Raw genomic sequence first — 20,148 nt, 5'->3', positions numbered from 1 at the left:
TCGCGGTCGGCCTAGAGATTCTCCTTCAGCAGGTCAGCGGTTCGAATCCGCTCGCCAGCTTAAGGTAAGGCCCTGAGAAATCGGCGCTTTCTGCGTTTCTGGCGCGGGCGTCGCCAGCGCCATTCGGGGGCTGGAGGCACCCTGGAGGCACGGCGAGAGAAATCGTCCCGGTCGACGGGGGGGGGCAGCGGTCAGCGCGGCACGCTGGAGTCTTCTGGCGCTGGCAGCGCCTCAGCGGCCCGGCGCAGAGCCGGCAGCATCGGCGGTCTCACGCCGGCGCCCCCTCTGAACTCACCCGCCGGGCGAACTCGGCGTTGATGGCGCGCAGCGCGTCCCGGTCGGTAACATGCCGGGCGATGACGGTGGCAACCTCGTGCCTCACCATCAGCGCGCGCTCGATGGTGATAAGCTGGTGCGTCGCCGCAAGGCGCTTGTGTTCGGCCTCCGCGATCCGCAGCCGCTCCTATAGAAGCGCGCGGATGTCGGCCCATGTGGCGGCGTCGCCGGGGCCGGAGTCGGTGAGCTTTTCGAGCAGGCTGGTGAGTCGCACTTCGATCAGAGCGAGGTCCTTGCGAAGCGCGAGCAACTCGGGGTCCGACGCAGCGGCGCGGTATCGCTCGACCATCGCGACCGGCAGGTGCCTGGAGCGGCCGGCGCCCTTGTACTGGGGCAGTGCCGTACCCACCGGAGTCTTGCCGCCGTGATAATGGCAGACTGAACGCCCAGGCACGACGCGCTGCTCACAGCGGTCGCCGGTCTGCTTGCTTCTGGCCGTGCATCGGGTGGCCGGTGATGGCCCATGGGGGTTCGCGCCGTCCATGAGGGTATGCGGGTCCACCCCCGCGGCGAGGGTAGCGCGCGGCGTCATCGGACGGCCTCCCGCGTCGAGAAATCCCTCGCGGCGGTCGTGGGGAGCGTCCGGCATCGTCGTTTCCTTTCCTTGTCACAACACCTTCACGTCGAGCTGGCGTTCCCGGTCGCGCCAGCGATGGACGAGCTTGCGCACGTTCGAGGGCGCCGGGAACATCGCCAACATCTCCATCTCCACCGTCCCCGGCCAGTCGCGCGTCTTGACCTGGCAGACCACGACGTCGGTGGGTCCGACACCGATGAGGTCCCAGGCACCGAGCGAGGCCGCCACGCGCGTCACGGCGTAGCCGGCGGCTTCGAGGATGCGCGCCGACCGGTGTTCGTTGCGGGTACCCTTGCGTTTGGCGTTCATGGGTGCCTCGCCGGGGTTGCGCCCGGGCGGACCGCTGCCGTAGACTGCGTGTATGCCTCGCAACGCCACAGTGCGACAAAAAGCGACGGCGGTACCGCCCCGAACGATTCCGCTCGACGACGAGCCGCTGACGCCTCAGGAGATGCGGGCCGTTGAGGAAGGCCGTAAGGCATTTGCCCGCGGCGACTACTGCACGCTTGAGGAAGCAAAGGCGCATGTGGCGGTGTCGGCCGGGAGCACCCGCGCACCGGAGGTCCAATGAAGCTCACTGCCGTGTTCGAGCCCGCCGAGGAAGGTGGGTTCGTCGCGTACGTGGAAGAGCTTCCCGGCGCGAACACCCAGGGCGAGACGCTCGAAGAGGCGCGGACAAACCTCGTCGAGGCGGTCGCGCTCCTGCTTGAGGCTAATCGCGAAGCCGCGGAACGCGACCTGGCCGGGCGGACGGTCATCCGCGAACCGCTGCACCTCGCCGAGTGAAGCGCGTCGACTTGATTCGCCACCTGGAAGCGCAGCAGTGCGTCTTCATCCGGGAGGGTGGCGTTCACACCGTGTACCGCAACGTCGCCACCGGCAAACAATCCACCGTGCCGCGGCACAGGGAAATCAAGGAAGGGCTGGTCCGGAAGATTTGCCGGGACCTTGGGCTTCCGGTCCCGTAGACCACTCAACCGCGGGCGGCGCATGCGGGCAGCGGCGCCCCCGTCGCTCGTCGAGAAACGCCGCCCGGATGCGATAGCCGCGGCAAGGTCGGCCGAGCGGTATCTCACCGCCCTCCCGAGCCGAACGAATGCAACGGGGGAGCCCGACCATCTCCATCTTCGCAATGTAGATAGCTTAACGCCGAGCCGCCGCGCGGCTTCGTGCTCGCTGAGGAGTGCCGGTTCGGATGGGGTGATTGCGGGCAGGCATGGCACCCCCACGAGTGCCCACGGGCGGGAGGAAGCGCCGTCGGCGGCCCGGCCGTGGGGTCCGGGGTTCGGGTCGCGCACCCTAGCCGACGGCGCAGTTGGTCAGCCGGGCGGCGGGTCGTACTCTTTTGGCCGGGTCGCTACCAATTCCCCCGAAGGGTTTGCATACACGTACCGAGGGAGTAGCGCGGCGGCTATGTGACTGCGGCGCATCTCCCGTCCCATTCGGGGGCCACCGGCAGCGTCCAGCAGATCGTAACTTGCCTTCCGGCCGACGGGCGTCACAATCAAGATCCTCTTCACCGGAAAGTCCCGCTTAACCGCACGCACCGCCGGCGCGAGGTCGGAATCGCCAGACACCACGAGGGCCAGGTCGTACTCGTCCTTGACCGCGCCCCGATAGAGGCCGAGCGCCAGGTTGACATCGGTCTCCTTCTCTTCGTGCCCCTCGATGGTCTGTTCGCACTGCTTGCAACGATAGGTCTTCTTCTTGAAGTTTCCGAGCACCGGCGTAACGCGGTGCGCTCCAAGAGCGGCTACGTACTGAGCGTGGCGAAGGTGCTGTTCTTTGAGCCATGTGGCGTAGGCTGAGAAATAGTAGACGGTGCGCAGTTCGGCGGCGGGGGGACGGGCGAATCGTTCCAGTAACGCCCACAGATCGACCCACTTCAGGTGGGGGAGCCGTAGATCTCGGATCGCGTGGTAGAGATTGAATCCGTCCACGAAGCCTACGGCGCGCCGGGCGAGTGGAGAACTTGGCCCTTTACGGCTTGACAAATCGTCCCTCCGGCGTCAGGGTTCGGTTACAGAATCCCCCCGTCGGGTATGTCCCGGCGGTGCCCGCAGGCGCAAGTCTGCGGGCTTTTTTTTGGGGGGGACTCAACCGGTCAGCGTACAGGCGGGTCGTTTCCTCACGAAAAGGTTCGGGCGCCCGCGCCCTCGACGCGGCTCGTTTGCGCGCCCATGCGGGGAGCGTCGCGCAGATGACCCCCATCCCGATCGGAGGGCTGCCGATGCTCACCAGAGCGCCCTCGATGCCGTGCAGACCCGTCCCGCCGATCATCGGCCCTTACTCGCCTTCCCGGCGCCGGTCCCGCGGGGCCTAATGCCGACGGAACGTACCGCGCGGCCCGGCCGCCGCCCCTTCGCAGCCGAAGAGGGCCGCGTTCACGGCGCGGATACCCTCTTCGATGGTGATGTCCCCGTCGCCGTTGAAGTCCCCGGCCGGGCAGGCATCCGCGGGCGCCAGGTCCAGCATCACGTTCACCAGGACCACGATGTCGTCGATGGTAACGGTCCGGTCGCCGTTGCAGTCACCGAGGCACGGCGTCCCGGGCGGAGACGCTGTCGGCGTCGGTGTCACCGACGCAATCGGCGTCGAGGTGCCGGTTGCCGGCGCCGTCGGTGTCGCAGTGTCGGGCGTGGTAAGGGAGGCCGTCGGCGTAGTCGTGGCCGTCGGGGTGCCGGTCTCGGTCACCGGCGGGGATGGCGCAGCGCTCGCCGTTGCCGTCGCCGGAATCGGGGGGGTCGGGCTGGAGGTGAGGTGCACCGTGGCCGATGCAGTCGGCGTGACCGTTTCGGTTTGAGATGGCGTGGCGGTCACGCTGGGAGACACCGTCTCGGATGCCGTCAGCGTCGGCGTTACCGTGCTCGTTCCCGACGGCGTCGGCGTCGGTGTCGCAGCAACGGCGCACACCACGAGCTGCGGCGGATTCGTGGTCGACCAGTTCAGGACGCCAGCGCTGGCGTTCCTGGACATCCGTTTCAGTCGGACCCCTTGCCTCTCAGGTAGACCCCTTGCGACCGATGTTGCCACGTTGTGCCCCCGGTTTTTTCGTCTATCACACGCGTCGCGGTTTTCACCGCCCCATCGAGTTAGCCCCCTCAGCCCCGCCGCCTGCCCCGCTTGCCCCGGACCCATTGCGCGCCGGCGCCGGCCCCCGTATACGGAGACATGAGGGGTACCGCCCTCCAGCCCGCACGCGGAATGACCATGGACGTACAGCCGGACCTGCGACACCAGGCACGCAATGTCTTCGCGGCCTGCGGGTATGTGGAGGCCCTGCGCGACCAGGCCGAGGCCGGTGTGCGGGGCGGCAATCCGAGGCCCGCACTGGAAACGCTGCGCCAGCGGCTCGTTGCACTCGTCGAGAGCGGCGATGAGATCATTCGCGGCCTCCGGGCGCTGGCAGCGCAAGAGATCGTGTCCGACCAGCTTTACGGTATCCTCGGCGCCACCCTCGATTGCGTCGATGGCGGCCGCGACCTCGCCGCAACGCGAGAGCCGCTCGTCGAGGCGTGCCCGCTGGCGGAGGAGTACTGGCCGGAAGAGATACAGGCCCGGCTGGCATCACAGGCAGATCAGTTCGACGAGTGTTACAGTGCACTGGCGGACAAGCGTGGGGCGCTGGAGCAAACGGAGCGAGAGTTGGCGGTGTACATCGCCACCACGGCCGGAACCCGCGACGACCTCGCCCCGGACCTCGAAGCCGCCGGCATCGAGAATCTGCTCGCCACGACCGAGGACGCCAACGGGTGAAGCGCGGGGACGTCTGCTGGGCAGACCTGTCGCCCCGTTCCGGGTCCGAGCAACAAGGACGTCGCCCGGTCGTCATCGTTTCCCGGAATGCGCTAAACCAGCAACCGGACTGGAAATCCATCATCGTCGTGCCAGTTTCGACGTCGGAGGGACAAAGAGCGCGGGGACCCACGGCGGTGCCAATCCCCGCCGGCGCCGGCGGCCTTACCCGGGACAGCGTGGCGCTGTGCCACCAGATCACCACCCTCGACCGATCGAAGATCCAGCCGCCGAACGGCACGCTGCCACCCGACGTGCTCGCGGCTGTCGACCGGGGCATCAAGGTGGCGTTGAACCTCCTGTAGAAACCCGACACGGCGGCTCCGGTTCGCCGATAATCCGCCCGGACCACGGGAGCGCGCCACCCGCCGCCGACCCCTTTTCAAGCTTTTCCCGCTTTTCAAGCAGCCCCCCTTCAATTGCTTCAGGCGGGGGCCGGCGTGCGGAGGAAGGGTCATGGCAAGCCCGACGCGGCCGGTCACCGGCGGCGGCGCGCCCGGGAAGTGCCGGGCTGCGCCCCGGCCGCAAGCTTCACCAGGCCGGCGAGCACCGCGTCAGGTGGACACCCGAGACCGTTCCACATGGTCGACAGCACCATGTGGGGATCGGCGCCAGCGGCCAATTGCAGCGCCATCCACTCGCTGGCCGTGTGGCGGGGCGGGGAGGATTCGCCGACTATGTCTACGCGGATGCCCGAGTAGTCCATTGCCAGGACGAAGCCCAGCGCGCGCAGCGCGCCCACGCGGAGGCGCGCCGGGTCGAGCGCATCGCCCGAGATGTCGCGGAGTCCGTCGGCGGTGGTGGTGGTCCTATCGGTACGGGGCATGGTGGGTTCCTCTCAGGCAGTCTGTTTGATTGGCACCACGTTCTCGGTGCTGGGTTCGATGCCGTCAAGCAGCGCGCCGACCGACGCGCCGATGCGGTCGTTGAGGGCCTTGACCGGGCCGGCGGCAAGATGCGCGCATGGTCGGGACGGTACGCTCGGCGCGCCGGGCGGCGGACGGGTCTTCGCCCAGCCTGACGCGCGCCAGCATCGTCTTTGCCTTCTCGCGGGCGCCGTCCGCCGTAAGCACGCCATGCACCCCGAGGGTCACCCGTCGTTTGCTTCCGCGCCGGCCCCCGGCGGTCCGGTACTCCACGGTGTAGACCTTCCGCCCGTTGGGGGCGATGCCGAGATTGAACCCCTTCAGCTCGGAGTCGCGGACAACCCACTCTCTGTCACGGGGCGCCGCGGTGTCGACCGCGCGCTTGGTCAGCTTCGGCATGTTTGAACCCTCCCTCTCCGGCGCCGTCTGGAGGCACACTGGAGGCACCGTGGAGGCACCGTGGAGGCACGGTGGAGGCAACCTTCGTCAACACGCATCGCTCTCCGTGACACAGCATGCACGCACATGAGCCGCTTCCAGTGCGGCCTACAAGCACTTTCGTCGCAACGGAGAGCACGCTGTCACACGCCGTCTACATGGCCCCCGCCAGATTCTCCTTCTGCAGGAAGAGGCTCTTGTCCATGCGCGAGAAGAAGTCCTGATAGGCCGCGAGGTCGCCGACCGGTTCGACGCTGACCACGTTGCCGTCGTTGTCGAGCACCTTGCGCTGGAAGCTCACGCGCACGCGGGTCTGCGCGCCGGCGGGGCCGACGTTGCCGGTGAAGTCGAGCACCTCCGTCTTCGGAAACCCGCTTGGCGGGGGCGGGCCGATGACGATCCCGCCGGGCCCGGTGCCGCCGATGATCACGCCGCCACCGAAGATGCCGCTGCCGGCCGTACCGGAGCGGCCGGGCGCCAGGTCGATCTCTTTTACTGCCGTAATGAGCCCGAGCTCGACGACGGCGTTCTTCACCACGAAACCGTCGTCCTGCAGCACATTGAACATCGCCTTCATGACCAGCGCCTGGTCGGCGGTGTCGAAAAGGCGGGTCTGGTACTCGCGGACTTCGAGCTGCGTCTTCGGCGGTGCCGCCACCGGCGCGCAACCGGCGACGACCACCGCGATCGAGAGCAGCCACCAACGCAACCGGAACATCGATCGCCGCCTCAGAACTTGCTCGCGTGATAGGAGAACGTTTCGACGCGGCGGTCGGCGCCGAAGCGGATAACCACGGTCAGCGTGCGCTGCGTCGTCGCAGTGGCGCCGGCGTCGGTACCCCCGCCGAGGACGAGGATCGTGCCGTAGGCGGCACTGGTCGAGTACGAGGCCTCGGTGGCGATCTTGTCGTAGATCCAGGTCTCCCGGCCGGCGGGGTCGCGGGTGACGATATTGGGCGAGCCGAGAATCTCGGCGACCCGGTCCTCGGTAAGGCCGCTGCGGATTTCCTTCTGCACCAGACCGACGGTCATCTCGCGGTCGGCGGCGGAGCCGAGCTGGCGCTGGTGATCCGCGGCCGTCGAGCAGCCGGCCGTCAACGCGACGGCCAGCAACAGGGGCGACACGACGCGGGATGGAAACATGGACACTCTCCTCTCGTCCTCGATCAGAAGGTTCTGCCGCATTGAGGTTAGCACGCGCGCGCGGCGCCTGCCGCCCCGCGGCAGATAAGGGGCAGGCGCAGGAGCTGCGTCCCGGTCCCGCGTGGCAGTCAGGTCCCGTCGCTGCGCGACGGTCCGGCGCGCCGCGACAACACACGCCGGCCGGCAATCGTGCGCGGAAGCGAACGCATCGCCGCCCCTCGCCTGAGCGCGGCGACGATCGAACACTTGCGGGTTCTGGGGTACACGGAAGACTGAGCGTTACGCTTTGCGTTCGGCAACCTCGCGCAAAATGGCGGCGACGTGTTCGCGCAGCGAACCGCTGCGCGTGCCGAAACGCGTGCGCGTTGCCAGGGCAACTTCCTTGCCGACGATGTCGGCCGTTACCAGGTCGCTCACGAACTGGCACATCGCCGCCTGCATGCGCTTGCGCCGAGCGCGCGCCCGCGCTTCACGCAGTTGCGCCGCGGTGCCCCGTACTCGTACCTCCTGCGGCATGTCGGCGAGGATCGTTCGCAGCACACGCCGCAAACGCAACTCCCAGCCGGGAGGCAGGGTGATGACCAGCTCCCCGGGCCGGTGCCCGATGCGGGTGGTGATCGGCTGCGGTCGCGCCATGACGGGCTGTGGCTAGCAAGGTTCAGAAGGGCTGTCTACGGCCGCCGTGCGAGGTGCCGTGTGAAGCGCGACGGCAACGGCTCCCAGGAAAGACGCACCGGGCAATGGCCACCGGCGAGGCATCAACGGCCGGCGAGCAGAATTTGTCAATGTCGAGATACAATTGTCTACCGGCGATGCACGGAAGCCCAACCTCCGGTTCAGTAACGAAGCTTGACATGATGGCCCCGGTATTGCTCTTAGCGAGAGGTCGAGAGAGGGTCCGAGATGGATCTCGTGTGCATTGACAGAGACGGAAACCGCGGGTTTACGCTGATCGAGCTACTGACCGTGGTGGCCATCATCGGGGTGCTGGCGGCGATCGCCATCCCGCAGTTCCTCACGTATCGACAGCGTTCGTTCGACGCCATGGCCCAGACTGACCTGCGCAACGCCGCCAGTGCCGAAGAGGCTTACTACATCAACCATTTTGTCTACGTGTCCTGTTCCACCGGGCCGGACTGCAAGGCGAAGCTGCCGGGCTTCGACGGATCGACCGGTGTCAGTATCGCCATGACAGCGGCGAGCCAATCCTTCACCGGCACCTCGTCGCACAGCAAAGGCACCGGCAAGGTGTGGACCTTCGACAGCACCGCCGGTCGCATTCCACAGTAGGCCGCAACTGCGTCGCCGGCTCGCGTTCTCTCAGTCGTGCGGCGGACATGAATGATGGCCGCGCGATTCGTCCGATCCCCCTCACCTCCCGCCTATAGCCTGCCCCAGCCAGGTCGCCAGTGCCGGGGTCAGGCGGCGGACCGTCGCGGAGTCGATGGCGAGCAGCTCGCTCACCTGAGCGATCGTTTCCCGCGTTTCCTCGGTGGCGCGCGGCGGCAGAAAGGTGCGAACCTCCGATGCCGTTGGCTCGGCAGTTAACTGCCCCAGGGCCCGGATCAGGTTCTGCACCAACATCGGGTCCATCAGCGCCGCCAGTTCCTGCCAGCGGTCACGGACGAAAGACCACGCGTGTTCTCGCGATGCGCGCCGCCCCAGGAGGCCGGCGAGCAGAAACGGACGATCCTGCGCGCGCACTTCGCCGGTGAGGACCAGATCGAGCGTGCGCCGGATGAGCGCGGGGGGCTCGAACGCCGCCAGCGCGAGCAGAAAACGCTGCTCCTCCTCGGGATCCGTGGAGGCGCTGCGCTTGCGCTCGAGGTAGCGGTCGTAAAGCTCGGCGTCGCCGTCGCGGGCGGCAATGCCGGCAACCGCCGATGCGAGGTTGGGGTCGAGCGACCTGCGATCGTCGAGGTAGCGTTCGAGGCGGTGCCGCGCCTCGACTCGTACCGCCGGGGCGCGGGCCACCAGGCCGAGGGCACCCAGCACGGCCGCACGCTTCATACGGTCGTCCGCCGACTCCTCCGGCTGCGGATCCCAACCCAGGGCCGTTAGCACCGGTTCGTAGTAGGCGCAGACGTAGCGCTCGAATGCCGTCCGCGCGCCGTCGCCGACGGCGTGCAGCCCCAGCCAGGCGAGGTGATCGGCGAGGGCGGCGAACACGGCCCGGTCCGTCTCGCCCCGGTAAGCATCGACCAAACGGAAGAACTGCTCGACCGATACCTTGCCCGCCCGCAGCAGAGCCCACTGGTTGTCGACGAGGTTGAGACGTTCGTGCGGCGCCAGGGCCTCGGGCACCGCCCCGAGCAGCGCCGCGAATGCCGCGTCGTCCATCGTGAATCGATAGAACCCGGTACCGCCGCCGTTCGGGAAGCACCATCGCGCACCCCGAAGCGTTACCTCCGCGCGTGCCGCCGTCAGCAGGACTCTCTCCTCACGGACCCCACCCGGCCCTCCGCAGGCGAAGATCATCGGTACAGGCCAGACCTGCGGCTCGACGTTTCGGCTCGCCTCGGCATCCGCAAAGAAGCGCTCCTGGCGCAGCGTGAGGCGCAGTCCGTCGTCGGCCTGTGTCGCCCCGACGTGAACGACGGGGTGTCCCGGGGTCTTGATCCACGCATCGGCGATGGTTGCCACGTCGCGCCGCGAGGCGGTTGTGAGCTCGCGCCAGAAGTCGTCCGCGGTCGCGTTGCTCTCGCGGTATCTACCGAGGTAGGTGCGAACTCCCGCTCGGAAGGCCTCGGCCCCGAGGAAGCCTTCGATCATGCGCACCACACCGGCGCCCTTCCAGTAGGTGATGACGTCGAAGCGCTCCGTGGCCTGCTTGGCGTTCTTGACCTCGAACGAAATGGGATGGGTGGAAACCAGCGCGTCGAGCGCAAACGGACGCGCCAGCGTCGCGACGAAGTCGCGCCACAGCCCCCACTCGGGCATCAGCTCGGCAACCGCCTTGTAGCCGACGAAGGTCGCGAACGACTCGTTCAGCCACAGATCGTCCCACCAGGCCATGGTCACCAGATCGCCCCACCACATGTGCGTAAGTTCGTGCGCCGCGGTGTAGAAAATGCCCTTGAGCGCGTGGACGGAAGTGCGCTCCGGATCGGCGGCGATCGCCGTCAGGCGGTACGTGATAGCCCCCGGGTTCTCCATCGCGCCGGCCTCGAAGTCCGGCACGCCGATGGCGTCGACCTTGCCGTACGGATACGGAATCCCAGTGTAGTCTTCGAGATACGTCAACGACCGCGCATGGGCATCGCGGGCATAGATGCCCTTGTCCGCCATCCCTCGCGGCAGAAAGACTCGCACGGGCACACCGCTCGGCGTCTGGGCGGCGGGGGTCGCGTCGAAGGGGCCAACGCAGTAGGCGACCAGATACGTGGAGATCGGCGGGGTTTCCGCGAAGACGATTTCGGTTCGTCCTTCGGGCAAAGAGGTCTGATGCCGAACGGCGCCGTTGGCGATCGCGGTAACGCCGTCAGGAACGACCAGCGTGAGGGCGAATCGGGCCTTGAATTCGGGTTCGTCGAAGCACGGGAAGGCGCGGCGTGCGTCGGCGGCTTCGAACTGAGTCGCCGCGTAGCGGGCACCGTCCTTGTGCGAGCGGTAGAAGCCACGCAGCCGCTCGATGATGGCGCCGGAGAACTGTAAGCGCAGACGCGCCGAACCGGGCTGCAACGGCGCGGCCGGTTGCAAGGTCACGGTTTCCGCGACGGGGTTACCGGTCACCGTCGCGGGCCGCTCCGCACCGCCGATCTCGACGACGGCGCCGGCGATCGTCAGATCGAGGGCGTGCAGCGTGACGCTCGCCGTCGGGCGCTTTACGGTCACGTCGATGTCGGCGGAGCCACGGAACTGCCAGGCGTCGAGATCGGCTTCGATGCGCAGTGCGTAGCGTACCGGCATGACGTCTTTGGACAGACGAAAGTCGCGGTCGTTCATGGTAGGGGAGAATATCCTACTGGAGGCCGGAGGCTAGGGGCCGGCGGACGTGAGATTATTGCGCGGTCGGACGGTTGCGCGGATTGCGAACGAGGAGCGACCAACTTCCTATGGCCGAAGAGGTGCTGGACGACTTTGCCGACGTATCGGGTTGGATGCCGGTCGCGTCGGGACTGGCGCAACTGACGATCTCCCCCGACCGGGACGTTTACGGTGCCGCACTGCGCCTGGATTTCGACTTCCACGGTGGCGGCGGCTTCGTGGTCGCGCGCAAGACCCTCGTGCGCTCGCTGCCGGAGAGCTACGCGCTGCACTTCTCGCTGCGCGGAACGGCGTCCCCCCATCGCTTCGAGGTGAAGCTTGCCGACGGCACGGGCCGCAACGTCTGGTGGAAGCACTGGGACGAGTTCGCATTTCCGCCCGAGTGGCAGGCGATGACGTTGCGCAGTCGCGATTTCGAGTTCGCCTGGGGCCCGGCGGGCGGTGGAGTCCTGCGCGAGTTGGGCGCCATCGAATTCGCGATCGCCGCGGGCGCCGACGGCGGGGCGGGCACCGTGTGGATCGGCGACTTGCGATGGGTGGACCGCACCTACCGGTCCACCCCGGTCGTGCAGGCTTCGAGCGCGCTGCCCGACCATCCGGCGGGCGCGGCGTTGGAGGAGAACCGCACCCGCGGATGGCGGAGTTTGCCCGGCGTGAATGCCGCCTGGTTGGCGATCGACTTCGTGGAGGTGCGCGAGTACGGCGGCCTCGTCGTGCACTGGGACACGTCCGCCCCGGTGCGCGCCTTCCGGGTGGAGACATCCGACGACGGCGCCCGCTGGACGACCGTGCACACGGCGGAAGCGATCGGAGTCGACACCAGTTATGTCTATCTCCCCGGGACGGAGTCGCGCCGGTTGCGCCTCGGCGTGGAGGCGGCGACGAATCGTGGCTGCGGCATCGCTAAGCTGGACGTGCAGCCTTTCGAGTTCTCGCGATCGATCACGGCGTTCCTCGAACACGTCGCCCGCGACGCACCGCGCGGGCAATACCCGCGCTGGCTGGCCGGCGAGCAGAGCTACTGGACACCGATCGGGCTTCCCGATGGACAGACCAGCGCGATCATGAACGAAGAGGGGCTGATCGAGTTCGATCGCGGTTCGCCGTCGATCGAGCCGTTTCTGTTCGTGGACGACCGTCTCCTGACGTGGGCCGACGTCGCCGTTACGCAGGCGCTTGTGGACGGCTGGATTCCGGTGCCGGCGTCGCGGTGGGTTGCCGGCGATCTCTCGCTCGACACCACGGCGTGCGCGACGCGTGCGGGTGAGACGCCCGTGCTATGCGTCCACTACCGAGTCACCAACCGTGGCAACACCGGCCGGCGTGCGACGCTGTTCGTGGCGGTGCGGCCGTTTCAGGTCAATCCGCCGTGGCAGAGCTTCGGCGACCTCGGCGGTGCGCGCCGGATCCGCACGCTCTCGTACCGTGACGGGGCGGTGTGGATCGACGCAGAGCGGGCGATTGTCCCGCTGACGGCGGCGCGCGGATTTGGCGCGGCGCCCTTCGAACTTGGGTCGGTGACGTCGTACCTGGTCCGGTGTGACTTGCCGCCGCGCGCGGAGGTCGACGACCCGTTCGGATACGCGTCCGGAGCCCTGGCTTTCGATGTCGATCTTGCACCGGGAGAATCGCGGGACGTAAATCTCGCGATTCCGTTCGGCAACGCCACGGCGGCGACGGTCGGCGACGCGCGCGGCATCGACGGGGCTCGGGTCTTCGGTACGGTCGTTGGTGACTGGCGGGAGCGGCTCGGCGGAGTGGCGTTTACGGTTCCAGACGCGGCTCGCGAGGCCACCGACACGGCGCGCGCGGCGGCGGCGCAAGTACTCGTCAATCGCGACGGCGCGGCGTTGCAACCGGGGCCGCGGCGATACACGCGCGCGTGGATCCGCGACGGGGCGATCATGGCTGCCGCCCTGCTGCGTCTGGGCCGGGGTGTTGAGGCGTGCGCCTTCGTGCGTTGGTACGCTACGTTTCAGCGCGCCGACGGCAATGTGCCATGCTGTGTGGACCGTACCGGACCGGACTGGCTGGCGGAGCACGACAGCCACGGCGAGTTCATCTTCGCGGCGATGGAATGCTTTCGGTTTACCCACGACCGGACGTTTCTGGCCGAGATGTGGCCGGCGGTGCGCGGGGCGGTCGACTACCTGGAGACGTTGAGGGCGACGCGGCTGGGCCCGGCGTTCGAGGCTCCGGCCGTGCGGGCCCGACGTGGGCTGATGCCGGAATCGGTGAGTCACGAGGGTTACCTCGCCCATCCCGTGCACGCGTACTGGGACGACTTCTGGGCGTTGCAGGGGTATCGGGATGCGGCGGCGATGGCGGCAATACTGGGCGAGGACGACGAGGCGCGGCGCATCGGCGCGGGACGTGACGAGTTGGGAGCGGCGGTGCGGGCTTCGCTCGCATGCACGATCGCCGATCGCGGCATCGACTACGTACCCGGATCGGTGGAATGGGCCGACTTCGATCCGACGGCAACTGCGAACGCAGTGGGCCTGCTCGACGCGGTGGAGGACCTGCCGCGCGAGACGTTGGAACGTACCTTCGACCGGTATCTGGAGGGTTTCCGGCAGCGCCGCGACGGGGCCGTGGAGTGGAACAACTACTCGGCGTACGAGATCCGCATCGTCGGGGCACTGGTTCGCCTGGGGCGGCGCGCCGACGCGGCCGAGTTGCTCGATTTCTTTCTCGCCGATCGGCGGCCGGCGGCGTGGCGGCAATGGCCGGAGATTTCGTGGCGTGACCGGCGCAGTCCCGGACACATCGGCGACGTGCCGCACACGTGGATCGGCGCGGAGTACGTCTTGGCGTTGCGCAGTCTCTTTGTTTACGAAAGGCGAGTCGATGATGCGCTGGTAATGGCGGGCGGCATCCCCGCTGACTGGCTGGCCGCGGGCGATGCGGTCGGGGTGAGCGGGTTGCCGACGCCTTACGGCACGCTCGATCTGCACTGCCGCCGCACGGGGGTGTCGAAGCTCGTGGTGTCGGTGGGCGGGGCTCTGACCGTGCCACCCGGCGGGTTGGTGCTGCAGCCTCCGCTGGCCGGCCCGCTCGCTCGGGTGACCGTGAACGGGCAAATGGCAAGCGGTTTTGACGCCGCCGCCGTGACGGTCCGCGTTTGCCCGGCGGAGGTCCTCTTAACCTCTTAACCGACCGGCAGTGTCCTCAACAAAGGGATCTTCCCGAATCACCCGGCGCTCGTCTGCGATTTCCGCGGATGCGAGGATCGCAGATGAGTCGCATTCGGGCCTCCACCCAAGATCGCCGCCGAATCCATGGTAGCCCCTCGGCTGGTCCGGCCCGAAGGTCCGACCGCACCCGCAAATTGCCGCCTCCCCCGGACATCGTCCGCCCCCTCTTTTCTTACGTGAAGCATTTCTGATATTGCCCGCGCCATCATTAACGCGCTCCGTTGCCGCTTCCGGCAATGGCACATCCTGCACCGAGGAGGGACTAACGATGGTCGACTTCCTGTCCGCGTACTCAATCCAGAAGTGGCTTGAATCGTGCCCGCAGGGGTACCTCGAGAACACCGTGTTCGGACACCCGCCCGAAGAGAAGGAGCCGGAGCTGCTCCTTTCCAACCCGGTCCTGCGCGAGGAAACCATTCGCGCCACCGTCCAACTCGTGGTCGGCGAGCGCTGCGCCCTGGCCGCTTCTTCGGGGTTGATCAACGCCGCCCCCGACGAGGGCTCGAAGCGCTTCCTCGCGACGCAAACGCTCGACGAAGCCCGCCACGTCGAGATCTTCTCCCAGCGGCTGTACGACCTCGGGGTCCGCAAGGAAGACCTCGAAGGTGTGCTCTCTCAGTACGCCAACAAGAATCTGGTCAAGTTCGCCGAGGTCCTCCTCGAAAAAGTCGACAAGAAGGACTTCGTTGCCGGTGTGGTCGGGCAGAACATCGTCCTCGAAGGTATGGCGTTCAGCGTCTTCGAGATGATGCACGCGCTCAACCAGGGCATGAACCCGAAGTTTGCCCATACCCTTTCGGGAACGATCGCGGACGAACGGCGTCACGTCGGCTTCGGGGAGAACCGCATCGGTTCGCTGATCAAGGAGTTTCCGGAGAAGAAAGCCGAGGTCGAGAAGCTGCAGAAGGACATGTCCTACCACATGCTGGCGACATTCGCAGACCTCTTCCGCAACAACCGGGCGCGGCCGGAGTTCGAAAAGCTTGGCGCACAAGCGCGCGAGCGCGGCATCTCTGCCGAGTGGCACGGCGTCGAACTGCGGGAGATGCAGCCCGAGGACATAGAAAAGGTCCTCTCGGAAACCGTTCTTAAGGAGTTCAAGGTAAGACTCGAGCGCATCGGCCTGGCGTACCAGACGCCGTCGCGTCCGTGAGGACGAGGCGGCCTTGCCGACTCGTGCCACACCGGTGCCGGCGCTGACTGACATCCACGACCTCGACCCCGCGCAGTTCCTCGAGGAGGTTCACTCGTTCGATTTCTGGTTTGCGGCCGTCGAGGGATATCTATCCGGTCTTACGCACGGTCACCGGGCGGACACCCCGGAGGTTCCGCTGCCTGACGTCGACCGGGAACGCTTAATAACCGTCCTGTGCAATTACGTCGTTGGCGAGACCGCGGCGCTCGAGGGCGCTAGCGGTCTCGTCGCCATCGCCCCCAACCGGCTCTGCAAGGTTTTTCTGTCGACGCAGGTGGTGGACGAAGGTCGTCACCTCGAGGTGTTCCTGCAACGCCTATTGGATCTCGGGGTCACGGATCCGGAAGCAGAGGTGGAAAGGCGGGCGAGCCGCAACCTTCAGGTGTTCCGCCGTCGCCTGCTCGAACTGGTGGCGGGCAAGGATTGGGAGGCGGCGTTGTTTGCGCAGAACGTCATCCTGGAATCGCTGGAATTTGCGGTGTTCCACAGCCACGCTCAGACGGCTGACCCCATTACCCGCGAGATCCTTTCCGGCGTGATCAAAGACGAACGGCGGCATGTCGGCTTCGGGGAGAACGAACTCGGCCGACGCCTCCAACGTTCGCCGCATATCCGGGCCCGCATCGCTCACGTCAAGAAGGAGCTCGACCACCTCGTCCTTGAGACACTTGAGGAAACGGTCCGCACCATCGGCGTGGCGACCGACGAGCAGGGTCGTCTGGGACGCGCGTATCTCGAGACGGTCGAACGCCTCGGATTCGTGTGATGCGCGATCCGCTGGAGGGAGGGAATACTGCCCCGGCTGAGGGCGGCGACGGCCGGCGGTACGTGCTCGAAGACACCGGGTTCGACGAGGTTCCGAAGAAATACCGCCGCTTCTACCGGAAGTGGAAGGGTCCGGGAGACACGCTGGCGCCGAACGAGGTTCTCTGTCCGGTGTGCAAAGTGGTAATCCGCTCGACGCGCGCCCTGCGCGATGGCGATCGGGTATATTGCATGCCCTGCATGTCGCGCCTCGTAGTGTTCACCAACGACGCCGGTGCGCTCGAGGCCCGGGTGGCCTATTAGCCTTGCGGGGCCTCCCACAACCGGACGCCCGCGGGACAGGGGCCTTTGCGCCCCGCGGCGACGGGGGCGGCCGCGGGCTGACGACGTCGACCGACGTGAGCCCACTCTTTACCCCTGCCGCGCCGGCTGGAGCCGGTTCGGCGGAATCAGATGCTCCTCTCCTCCCGGCGGCGTCCAGTACAGCCGTACACGCGGGGTGTTACCCGCCTGCGCGTCGAGCCGAATCCTCAGGGCGAGCGGCTCGGTGGCCATGGTCACCGGTAAGTAAGCGCTCGTCCACTGCTCGGTGGAACCGTCCACCTGCGTCTCGCGATCGTCGACGAGCAGAGCCGCACGTGCGCCCTGAACCTCCAGGCGCAGCCGGTACTCCCCTTCCGTCGTTGGACTGATTCTGCCCTGCCACTCCACGTGCAGACTCTGGATCTGCCGATCCTGCAGTTCCCACCCCAGCGACCATGGGATCGTGTACGCACACAGCGCCGGGTCGATCTGGCTTACCTCACGCTCGTTCCCGGTTGACTCGACTACGCGATAAACCCCGCGCAACCCCTGCGCCGGCCGTTCGCCACAGGCGCTGCCCGGTTCGATCCAGCTCACGCCGACGGTCGCTTCGGGCGTCGCCGCCGGCCAGACCTTCGACCTGGCCCCCGGGCAGACCGACGCGACCAGCGCCGGCAGCAGCGCCCCCTCCGCCCGCCCCTGCGTGATCCAGTAGACGGCCTTTCCCTCCTCCGCCGCTACCCGCAACGCGGCATCGAGCGAAGCCGCCCGCCCGCCCTGCGCATGTACCGTCAACCAGAGATAGTCTGACGGCTCGAAGGCGTTGCTGCCGTCGACCGTCAGCAGGACCACACGACTGCCGGCCGGCACGGCGTGAATGGCGGCCAGCACCGTGTTTTCACCCGACCCGAACGATGCCTGGACGACCGGACTATCGATAACCCGCAGCAGACCGCGGAAGTTGAGACCGACGATCCCCACCACGAGCGCAATGGGGAGCGCGCTGCCCCCTCTGCCCAGCCAGCGGCGCACGTCGTCGAACAAGTACCCCAGCAGGAAGAAGATCGGGACCAGCAGGACGAAGTAGCGCGAAACGTTGAAGTTCGCGGGAATCAGGGCAAGGACGAAGAAGGGTATGGCCACGACCGCCAGTGCCAAACGGCGCCCGGCATCGCGGCGGACCAGCGCGACGCCTACCGCCAGTGTCGCCAGCGCCGCGGTGATCGGGTCGAACATCGGCTCGTTCGGAATGTTGACGGTGGGGAACTCGTCGCCGGCGAGGGCGAACACCCCCCAGCCCAGGCGCAGGCGTGCGACCGCCGCCGCGACACGCTCTGCCAGCAAATGCCCACTCCCCCACGCGTCCCCATGCCGATGTATAGCTTCGAAAAAAAGAGACGATTCTCCGGCTCGAACCGTCATGATCCCGGGACCCAACATGACGCCCCAGACCGCCAGGGCCATTGTGAAGAGCTGCCTGTCGTGCGCCGCCGCCGGCCGGTTCGGGCGGCGCCTTACCGCGAGCACTGCCGAGCCAGCCAGGACGATCAGCGGCAACCCTCGGTAGCCGCTGTACGCGTAGAAGAAGTCGCTCAAGACCAACGAGAGGGCAAAGACGCCGAGCTGACGACGCTCCTGCAGCACCCGAACCCACAGCCACGCGGCAAGCGCTACGAGAGAGATCGGAAAGAAGATCTCGTCGGCGAAGCGGGCGGCGGCCCCGGCCCACCGGTTGCCGGCCAGCAGCATGGCCCCGGCCCAGGCTGCCGGCCGCGCGGTTACCCGGCGCAGAGCGAGATAGAGGAACACCGGGGCGACGATGCCGCTGGCGAGGAACGGGGCGCGCAACGCCCAACCCGACAAACCGAACACGCGGAAGCTGACCGCGGGCAGAAAGTTCGTCAGCGGGAACTCGAGCGTCGGCGCCAACCAGTTCTGGACGGTTCTGAACGCCAGGCCGCCAGTCTGATATTCCTCGAAACCGAAGCCGGCGGATGGCGGGTAACGGTCGATGCCCCAAAGGCGGAACAACGCGGCGCCGGCGAGGACCACCGCCACGGCCACGCTGTCGGCGCGCGTCCAGGGCGGACGATCCGGCCGCGGCTGACGGCGGTCGGCCCGCCATGCCGCCAGTCCGAGGACGGTCAGTGCGCTCGACCACCACGGCAGGCCGACGGCAAAGGCTCGGTGGTCGTCGGTCAGCGTCTCCCAGTTACCAACCGTGGCCAGGGTCAGCGCCGCGGCAACCAGCACCCACCACCTGCGGTCCTCGCCCTGCACGCGCGGCTTTGTAGCAGTCGGTCGGACCCGGAAGCCAGCCGAAGTGGCCCCGGCGCGGTTGCCGCCGCGGCTCCCCGGCTGCGAGAGCGCGGCCGAGCCTTTCGGCGAGGACATGACGACGACGATGAGCCCCACTCATGTGTTGAACCGCGGACGCAGTGTGGTCAGCCCGGCGGATCGGCTCCGATGGCGGCCTTGCGGTCACGGTGTTGACCCGCGCGGCGCGGCGGGCTAGCCCGCTACGGACCGCATGCGAGGTTCGAGCACATGTCCTCGGCATTCGGAGCGATCCCCGCCGCGCAACCAACACCGTGGGGCAAGGTGTTAACCCGCGAAGCTTGGCGGATGTATGGACAGACGGAACGTAAGAAGAAGCCTTGCCGCGTCACGCCGAGGTCAATGAGAAGCTCGCCAAGGCAATCTTGAGCCGCGCCGAGAGGAAGGTCTGACGATGCGATTTCAAGGCAAGCTCTGCAAGGATGGAAGATGGTGGCTGGCTGAGGTGCCGGTCTTCGATGCCCTGACCCAAGGCCACAGCCGGAAGGAGGCCTTCGACATGATCGCCGACTGGTTTCAGACCATGGTGGACCGGAAGGACTTTCCCGTGACCGTGCATCCGGTTGGGAAGGACGATTTCGAGGTCAGCTCGACCGATGCGCGGGCAATGATCAGCCTTCTCCTGCAGCGGCAGCGTCAAAAGAGCGGTCTCTCCATAGCCGAGGCGGCTTCCTCCGAACGCGATGCGGGCGTGACCCCGCCTCGGCTCACCGGAGACGTTAGCCGCCCATGGCGGTTGCTCCTTTGCTGCGGTTCCCGGGTTTCAAGAGTCTCTCAGCGTAGAGTCGTCGGCCTGAGCCAGTCTCAGGGCATCACAGTCGATACCGACAAATCGCGCCTCCAGATCGAGGTCATCCATCGGTTTCTCGCCGGTTCGTAATGGGCCAAGCGAATCCCGCTCGATGTCTTGCGCAGGGCAATCGACAACTCGATTTGCTTCGGCGTCTACGCTTCAGCGCTCGTCAGAATTGACCCACTTCGGCTTGGCTTATGTTGAGCTCAACATAAGACAGGGTCTTCAGGAATTCGTGTGGGTAGAAAATGGGGTGCATAGTAACCGAAGCCCGCGCGGGACAAGGGTTTGAGCGCTTCGAGGAGCACGAGAAACTTGGCATGATGTCGAGATGGTCCAACCGCGAAGGCTGCAGGACGCATATCGGTTTGCTGGAGCCCGTCCGCTGGCAACAGTGCGGGGGGTGTTTGGCGATC

At 67.1% G+C, this 20,148-nt stretch carries 20 protein-coding genes and 2 pseudogenes; 10 read left to right on the top strand and 12 right to left on the bottom strand.

The window, feature by feature from the left end; genetic code table 11:
- Positions 1-463: 463 nt before the first annotated feature.
- Both L6Q96_02325 and L6Q96_02320 read right to left on the bottom strand, forming a co-directional pair.
- Entirely contained in the window at positions 464-925 is a 462-nt protein-coding gene (locus L6Q96_02325) for a hypothetical protein (protein ID MCK6553411.1), read from the bottom strand.
- 18 nt (positions 926-943) lie between these two features.
- On the bottom strand, positions 944-1,222 hold the full coding sequence (locus L6Q96_02320) for a hypothetical protein (GenBank protein ID MCK6553410.1): 279 nt from the start codon (positions 1,220-1,222) through the stop codon (positions 944-946).
- 258 nt (positions 1,223-1,480) lie between these two features.
- On the opposite strand from L6Q96_02320, the gene L6Q96_02315 reads away from it, so the two are divergent.
- Positions 1,481-1,699 (top strand): type II toxin-antitoxin system HicB family antitoxin, encoded by a 219-nt coding sequence (locus L6Q96_02315; GenBank protein ID MCK6553409.1) that lies wholly within the window; start codon positions 1,481-1,483, stop codon positions 1,697-1,699.
- Entirely contained in the window at positions 1,696-1,881 is a 186-nt protein-coding gene (locus L6Q96_02310; GenBank protein ID MCK6553408.1) for a type II toxin-antitoxin system HicA family toxin, read from the top strand. Before L6Q96_02315 ends, L6Q96_02310 begins: the two co-directional genes overlap by 4 nt.
- A 126-nt stretch (positions 1,882-2,007) precedes the next feature.
- Here L6Q96_02310 and L6Q96_02305 read toward each other — a convergent pair.
- The 3 genes and pseudogenes from L6Q96_02305 to L6Q96_02295 all read right to left on the bottom strand — a co-directional run bounded on the left by L6Q96_02305 (position 2,008) and on the right by L6Q96_02295 (position 3,889).
- A pseudogene (locus L6Q96_02305) lies at positions 2,008-2,136 on the bottom strand (hypothetical protein).
- Positions 2,137-2,232: 96 nt separating this feature from the next.
- A complete protein-coding gene (locus tag L6Q96_02300; protein ID MCK6553407.1) occupies positions 2,233-2,853 on the bottom strand; it encodes an NYN domain-containing protein in 621 nt (206 codons plus the stop codon).
- A gap of 379 nt (positions 2,854-3,232) precedes the next feature.
- The gene (locus L6Q96_02295) at positions 3,233-3,889 is read right to left on the bottom strand and encodes a hypothetical protein (GenBank protein MCK6553406.1); all 657 of its coding nucleotides are present in this window, start codon (positions 3,887-3,889) and stop codon (positions 3,233-3,235) included.
- A gap of 234 nt (positions 3,890-4,123) precedes the next feature.
- On the opposite strand from L6Q96_02295, the gene L6Q96_02290 reads away from it, so the two are divergent.
- Both L6Q96_02290 and L6Q96_02285 read left to right on the top strand, forming a co-directional pair.
- A complete protein-coding gene (locus tag L6Q96_02290; GenBank protein ID MCK6553405.1) occupies positions 4,124-4,669 on the top strand; it encodes a hypothetical protein in 546 nt (181 codons plus the stop codon).
- On the top strand, positions 4,666-5,013 hold the full coding sequence (locus tag L6Q96_02285) for a type II toxin-antitoxin system PemK/MazF family toxin (protein MCK6553404.1): 348 nt from the start codon (positions 4,666-4,668) through the stop codon (positions 5,011-5,013). The genes L6Q96_02290 and L6Q96_02285 overlap by 4 nt, the downstream gene beginning before the upstream one ends.
- 173 nt (positions 5,014-5,186) lie before the next feature.
- On the opposite strand, the gene L6Q96_02280 is transcribed toward L6Q96_02285, so the two are convergent.
- The 5 genes from L6Q96_02280 to L6Q96_02260 form a co-directional block, all read right to left on the bottom strand.
- Positions 5,187-5,534 (bottom strand): hypothetical protein, encoded by a 348-nt coding sequence (locus tag L6Q96_02280; protein MCK6553403.1) that lies wholly within the window; start codon positions 5,532-5,534, stop codon positions 5,187-5,189.
- A 64-nt stretch (positions 5,535-5,598) separates the two neighbouring features.
- Complete coding sequence (locus L6Q96_02275; GenBank protein ID MCK6553402.1) at positions 5,599-5,973, bottom strand: Arm DNA-binding domain-containing protein; 375 nt, start codon at positions 5,971-5,973, stop codon at positions 5,599-5,601.
- Positions 5,974-6,166: 193 nt separating this feature from the next.
- The gene (locus tag L6Q96_02270; GenBank protein ID MCK6553401.1) at positions 6,167-6,730 is read right to left on the bottom strand and encodes a hypothetical protein; all 564 of its coding nucleotides are present in this window, start codon (positions 6,728-6,730) and stop codon (positions 6,167-6,169) included.
- Between the two features lie 11 nt (positions 6,731-6,741).
- A complete protein-coding gene (locus L6Q96_02265; GenBank protein ID MCK6553400.1) occupies positions 6,742-7,155 on the bottom strand; it encodes a hypothetical protein in 414 nt (137 codons plus the stop codon).
- Positions 7,156-7,434: 279 nt separating this feature from the next.
- On the bottom strand, positions 7,435-7,791 hold the full coding sequence (locus tag L6Q96_02260; protein ID MCK6553399.1) for a hypothetical protein: 357 nt from the start codon (positions 7,789-7,791) through the stop codon (positions 7,435-7,437).
- A gap of 267 nt (positions 7,792-8,058) precedes the next feature.
- On the opposite strand from L6Q96_02260, the pseudogene L6Q96_02255 reads away from it, so the two are divergent.
- Positions 8,059-8,169: pseudogene (locus L6Q96_02255) on the top strand (prepilin-type N-terminal cleavage/methylation domain-containing protein).
- A 357-nt stretch (positions 8,170-8,526) separates the two neighbouring features.
- On the opposite strand, the gene L6Q96_02250 reads toward L6Q96_02255, so the two are convergent.
- Positions 8,527-11,100, bottom strand: a complete 2,574-nt coding sequence (locus tag L6Q96_02250) for an ERAP1-like C-terminal domain-containing protein (GenBank protein ID MCK6553398.1) — start codon at positions 11,098-11,100, stop codon at positions 8,527-8,529.
- Positions 11,101-11,210: 110 nt separating this feature from the next.
- Between L6Q96_02250 and L6Q96_02245 the strand changes: the two genes are divergently transcribed.
- The 4 genes from L6Q96_02245 to L6Q96_02230 all read left to right on the top strand — a co-directional run bounded on the left by L6Q96_02245 (position 11,211) and on the right by L6Q96_02230 (position 16,602).
- Complete coding sequence (locus L6Q96_02245; protein MCK6553397.1) at positions 11,211-14,297, top strand: discoidin domain-containing protein; 3,087 nt, start codon at positions 11,211-11,213, stop codon at positions 14,295-14,297.
- Between the two features lie 310 nt (positions 14,298-14,607).
- Positions 14,608-15,492, top strand: coding sequence for a ferritin-like domain-containing protein (locus tag L6Q96_02240; protein MCK6553396.1), 885 nt, complete (start codon positions 14,608-14,610; stop codon positions 15,490-15,492).
- Positions 15,493-15,505: 13 nt separating this feature from the next.
- Entirely contained in the window at positions 15,506-16,300 is a 795-nt protein-coding gene (locus L6Q96_02235) for a ferritin-like domain-containing protein (protein MCK6553395.1), read from the top strand.
- Positions 16,300-16,602, top strand: coding sequence for a hypothetical protein (locus L6Q96_02230; GenBank protein ID MCK6553394.1), 303 nt, complete (start codon positions 16,300-16,302; stop codon positions 16,600-16,602). Before L6Q96_02235 ends, L6Q96_02230 begins: the two co-directional genes overlap by 1 nt.
- 108 nt (positions 16,603-16,710) lie before the next feature.
- Here the strand turns inward: L6Q96_02230 and L6Q96_02225 are convergent, their stop codons facing one another.
- Positions 16,711-18,882, bottom strand: a complete 2,172-nt coding sequence (locus tag L6Q96_02225; protein MCK6553393.1) for a glycosyltransferase family 39 protein — start codon at positions 18,880-18,882, stop codon at positions 16,711-16,713.
- 451 nt (positions 18,883-19,333) lie between these two features.
- Between L6Q96_02225 and L6Q96_02220 the strand changes: the two genes are divergently transcribed.
- Positions 19,334-19,819 (top strand): hypothetical protein, encoded by a 486-nt coding sequence (locus L6Q96_02220; protein ID MCK6553392.1) that lies wholly within the window; start codon positions 19,334-19,336, stop codon positions 19,817-19,819.
- The last annotated feature ends 329 nt before the right edge of the window (positions 19,820-20,148 follow it).

This window comes from Candidatus Binatia bacterium (assembly GCA_023150935.1).
Lineage (GTDB): Bacteria > Desulfobacterota > Binatia > HRBIN30 > HRBIN30 > JAKLJW01.
The sequence above is the reverse complement of the archived record's forward strand: the minus strand, read 5'-3'. Positions and strand labels throughout refer to the sequence as shown.

Coding starts and splice junctions, on each gene's coding strand:
- L6Q96_02275 (MCK6553402.1), bottom strand. CDS start 5,973: ATGCCGAAGCTGACCAAGCGCGCGGTCGACACCGCGGCGCCCCGTGAC.
- L6Q96_02315 (MCK6553409.1), top strand. CDS start 1,481: ATGAAGCTCACTGCCGTGTTCGAGCCCGCCGAGGAAGGTGGGTTCGTC.
- L6Q96_02230 (MCK6553394.1), top strand. CDS start 16,300: ATGCGCGATCCGCTGGAGGGAGGGAATACTGCCCCGGCTGAGGGCGGC.
- L6Q96_02325 (MCK6553411.1), bottom strand. CDS start 925: ATGCCGGACGCTCCCCACGACCGCCGCGAGGGATTTCTCGACGCGGGA.
- L6Q96_02280 (MCK6553403.1), bottom strand. CDS start 5,534: ATGCCCCGTACCGATAGGACCACCACCACCGCCGACGGACTCCGCGAC.
- L6Q96_02270 (MCK6553401.1), bottom strand. CDS start 6,730: ATGTTCCGGTTGCGTTGGTGGCTGCTCTCGATCGCGGTGGTCGTCGCC.
- L6Q96_02245 (MCK6553397.1), top strand. CDS start 11,211: ATGGCCGAAGAGGTGCTGGACGACTTTGCCGACGTATCGGGTTGGATG.
- L6Q96_02220 (MCK6553392.1), top strand. CDS start 19,334: ATGCGATTTCAAGGCAAGCTCTGCAAGGATGGAAGATGGTGGCTGGCT.
- L6Q96_02295 (MCK6553406.1), bottom strand. CDS start 3,889: ATGTCCAGGAACGCCAGCGCTGGCGTCCTGAACTGGTCGACCACGAAT.
- L6Q96_02250 (MCK6553398.1), bottom strand. CDS start 11,100: ATGAACGACCGCGACTTTCGTCTGTCCAAAGACGTCATGCCGGTACGC.
- L6Q96_02265 (MCK6553400.1), bottom strand. CDS start 7,155: ATGTTTCCATCCCGCGTCGTGTCGCCCCTGTTGCTGGCCGTCGCGTTG.
- L6Q96_02240 (MCK6553396.1), top strand. CDS start 14,608: ATGGTCGACTTCCTGTCCGCGTACTCAATCCAGAAGTGGCTTGAATCG.
- L6Q96_02260 (MCK6553399.1), bottom strand. CDS start 7,791: ATGGCGCGACCGCAGCCGATCACCACCCGCATCGGGCACCGGCCCGGG.
- L6Q96_02290 (MCK6553405.1), top strand. CDS start 4,124: ATGGACGTACAGCCGGACCTGCGACACCAGGCACGCAATGTCTTCGCG.
- L6Q96_02320 (MCK6553410.1), bottom strand. CDS start 1,222: ATGAACGCCAAACGCAAGGGTACCCGCAACGAACACCGGTCGGCGCGC.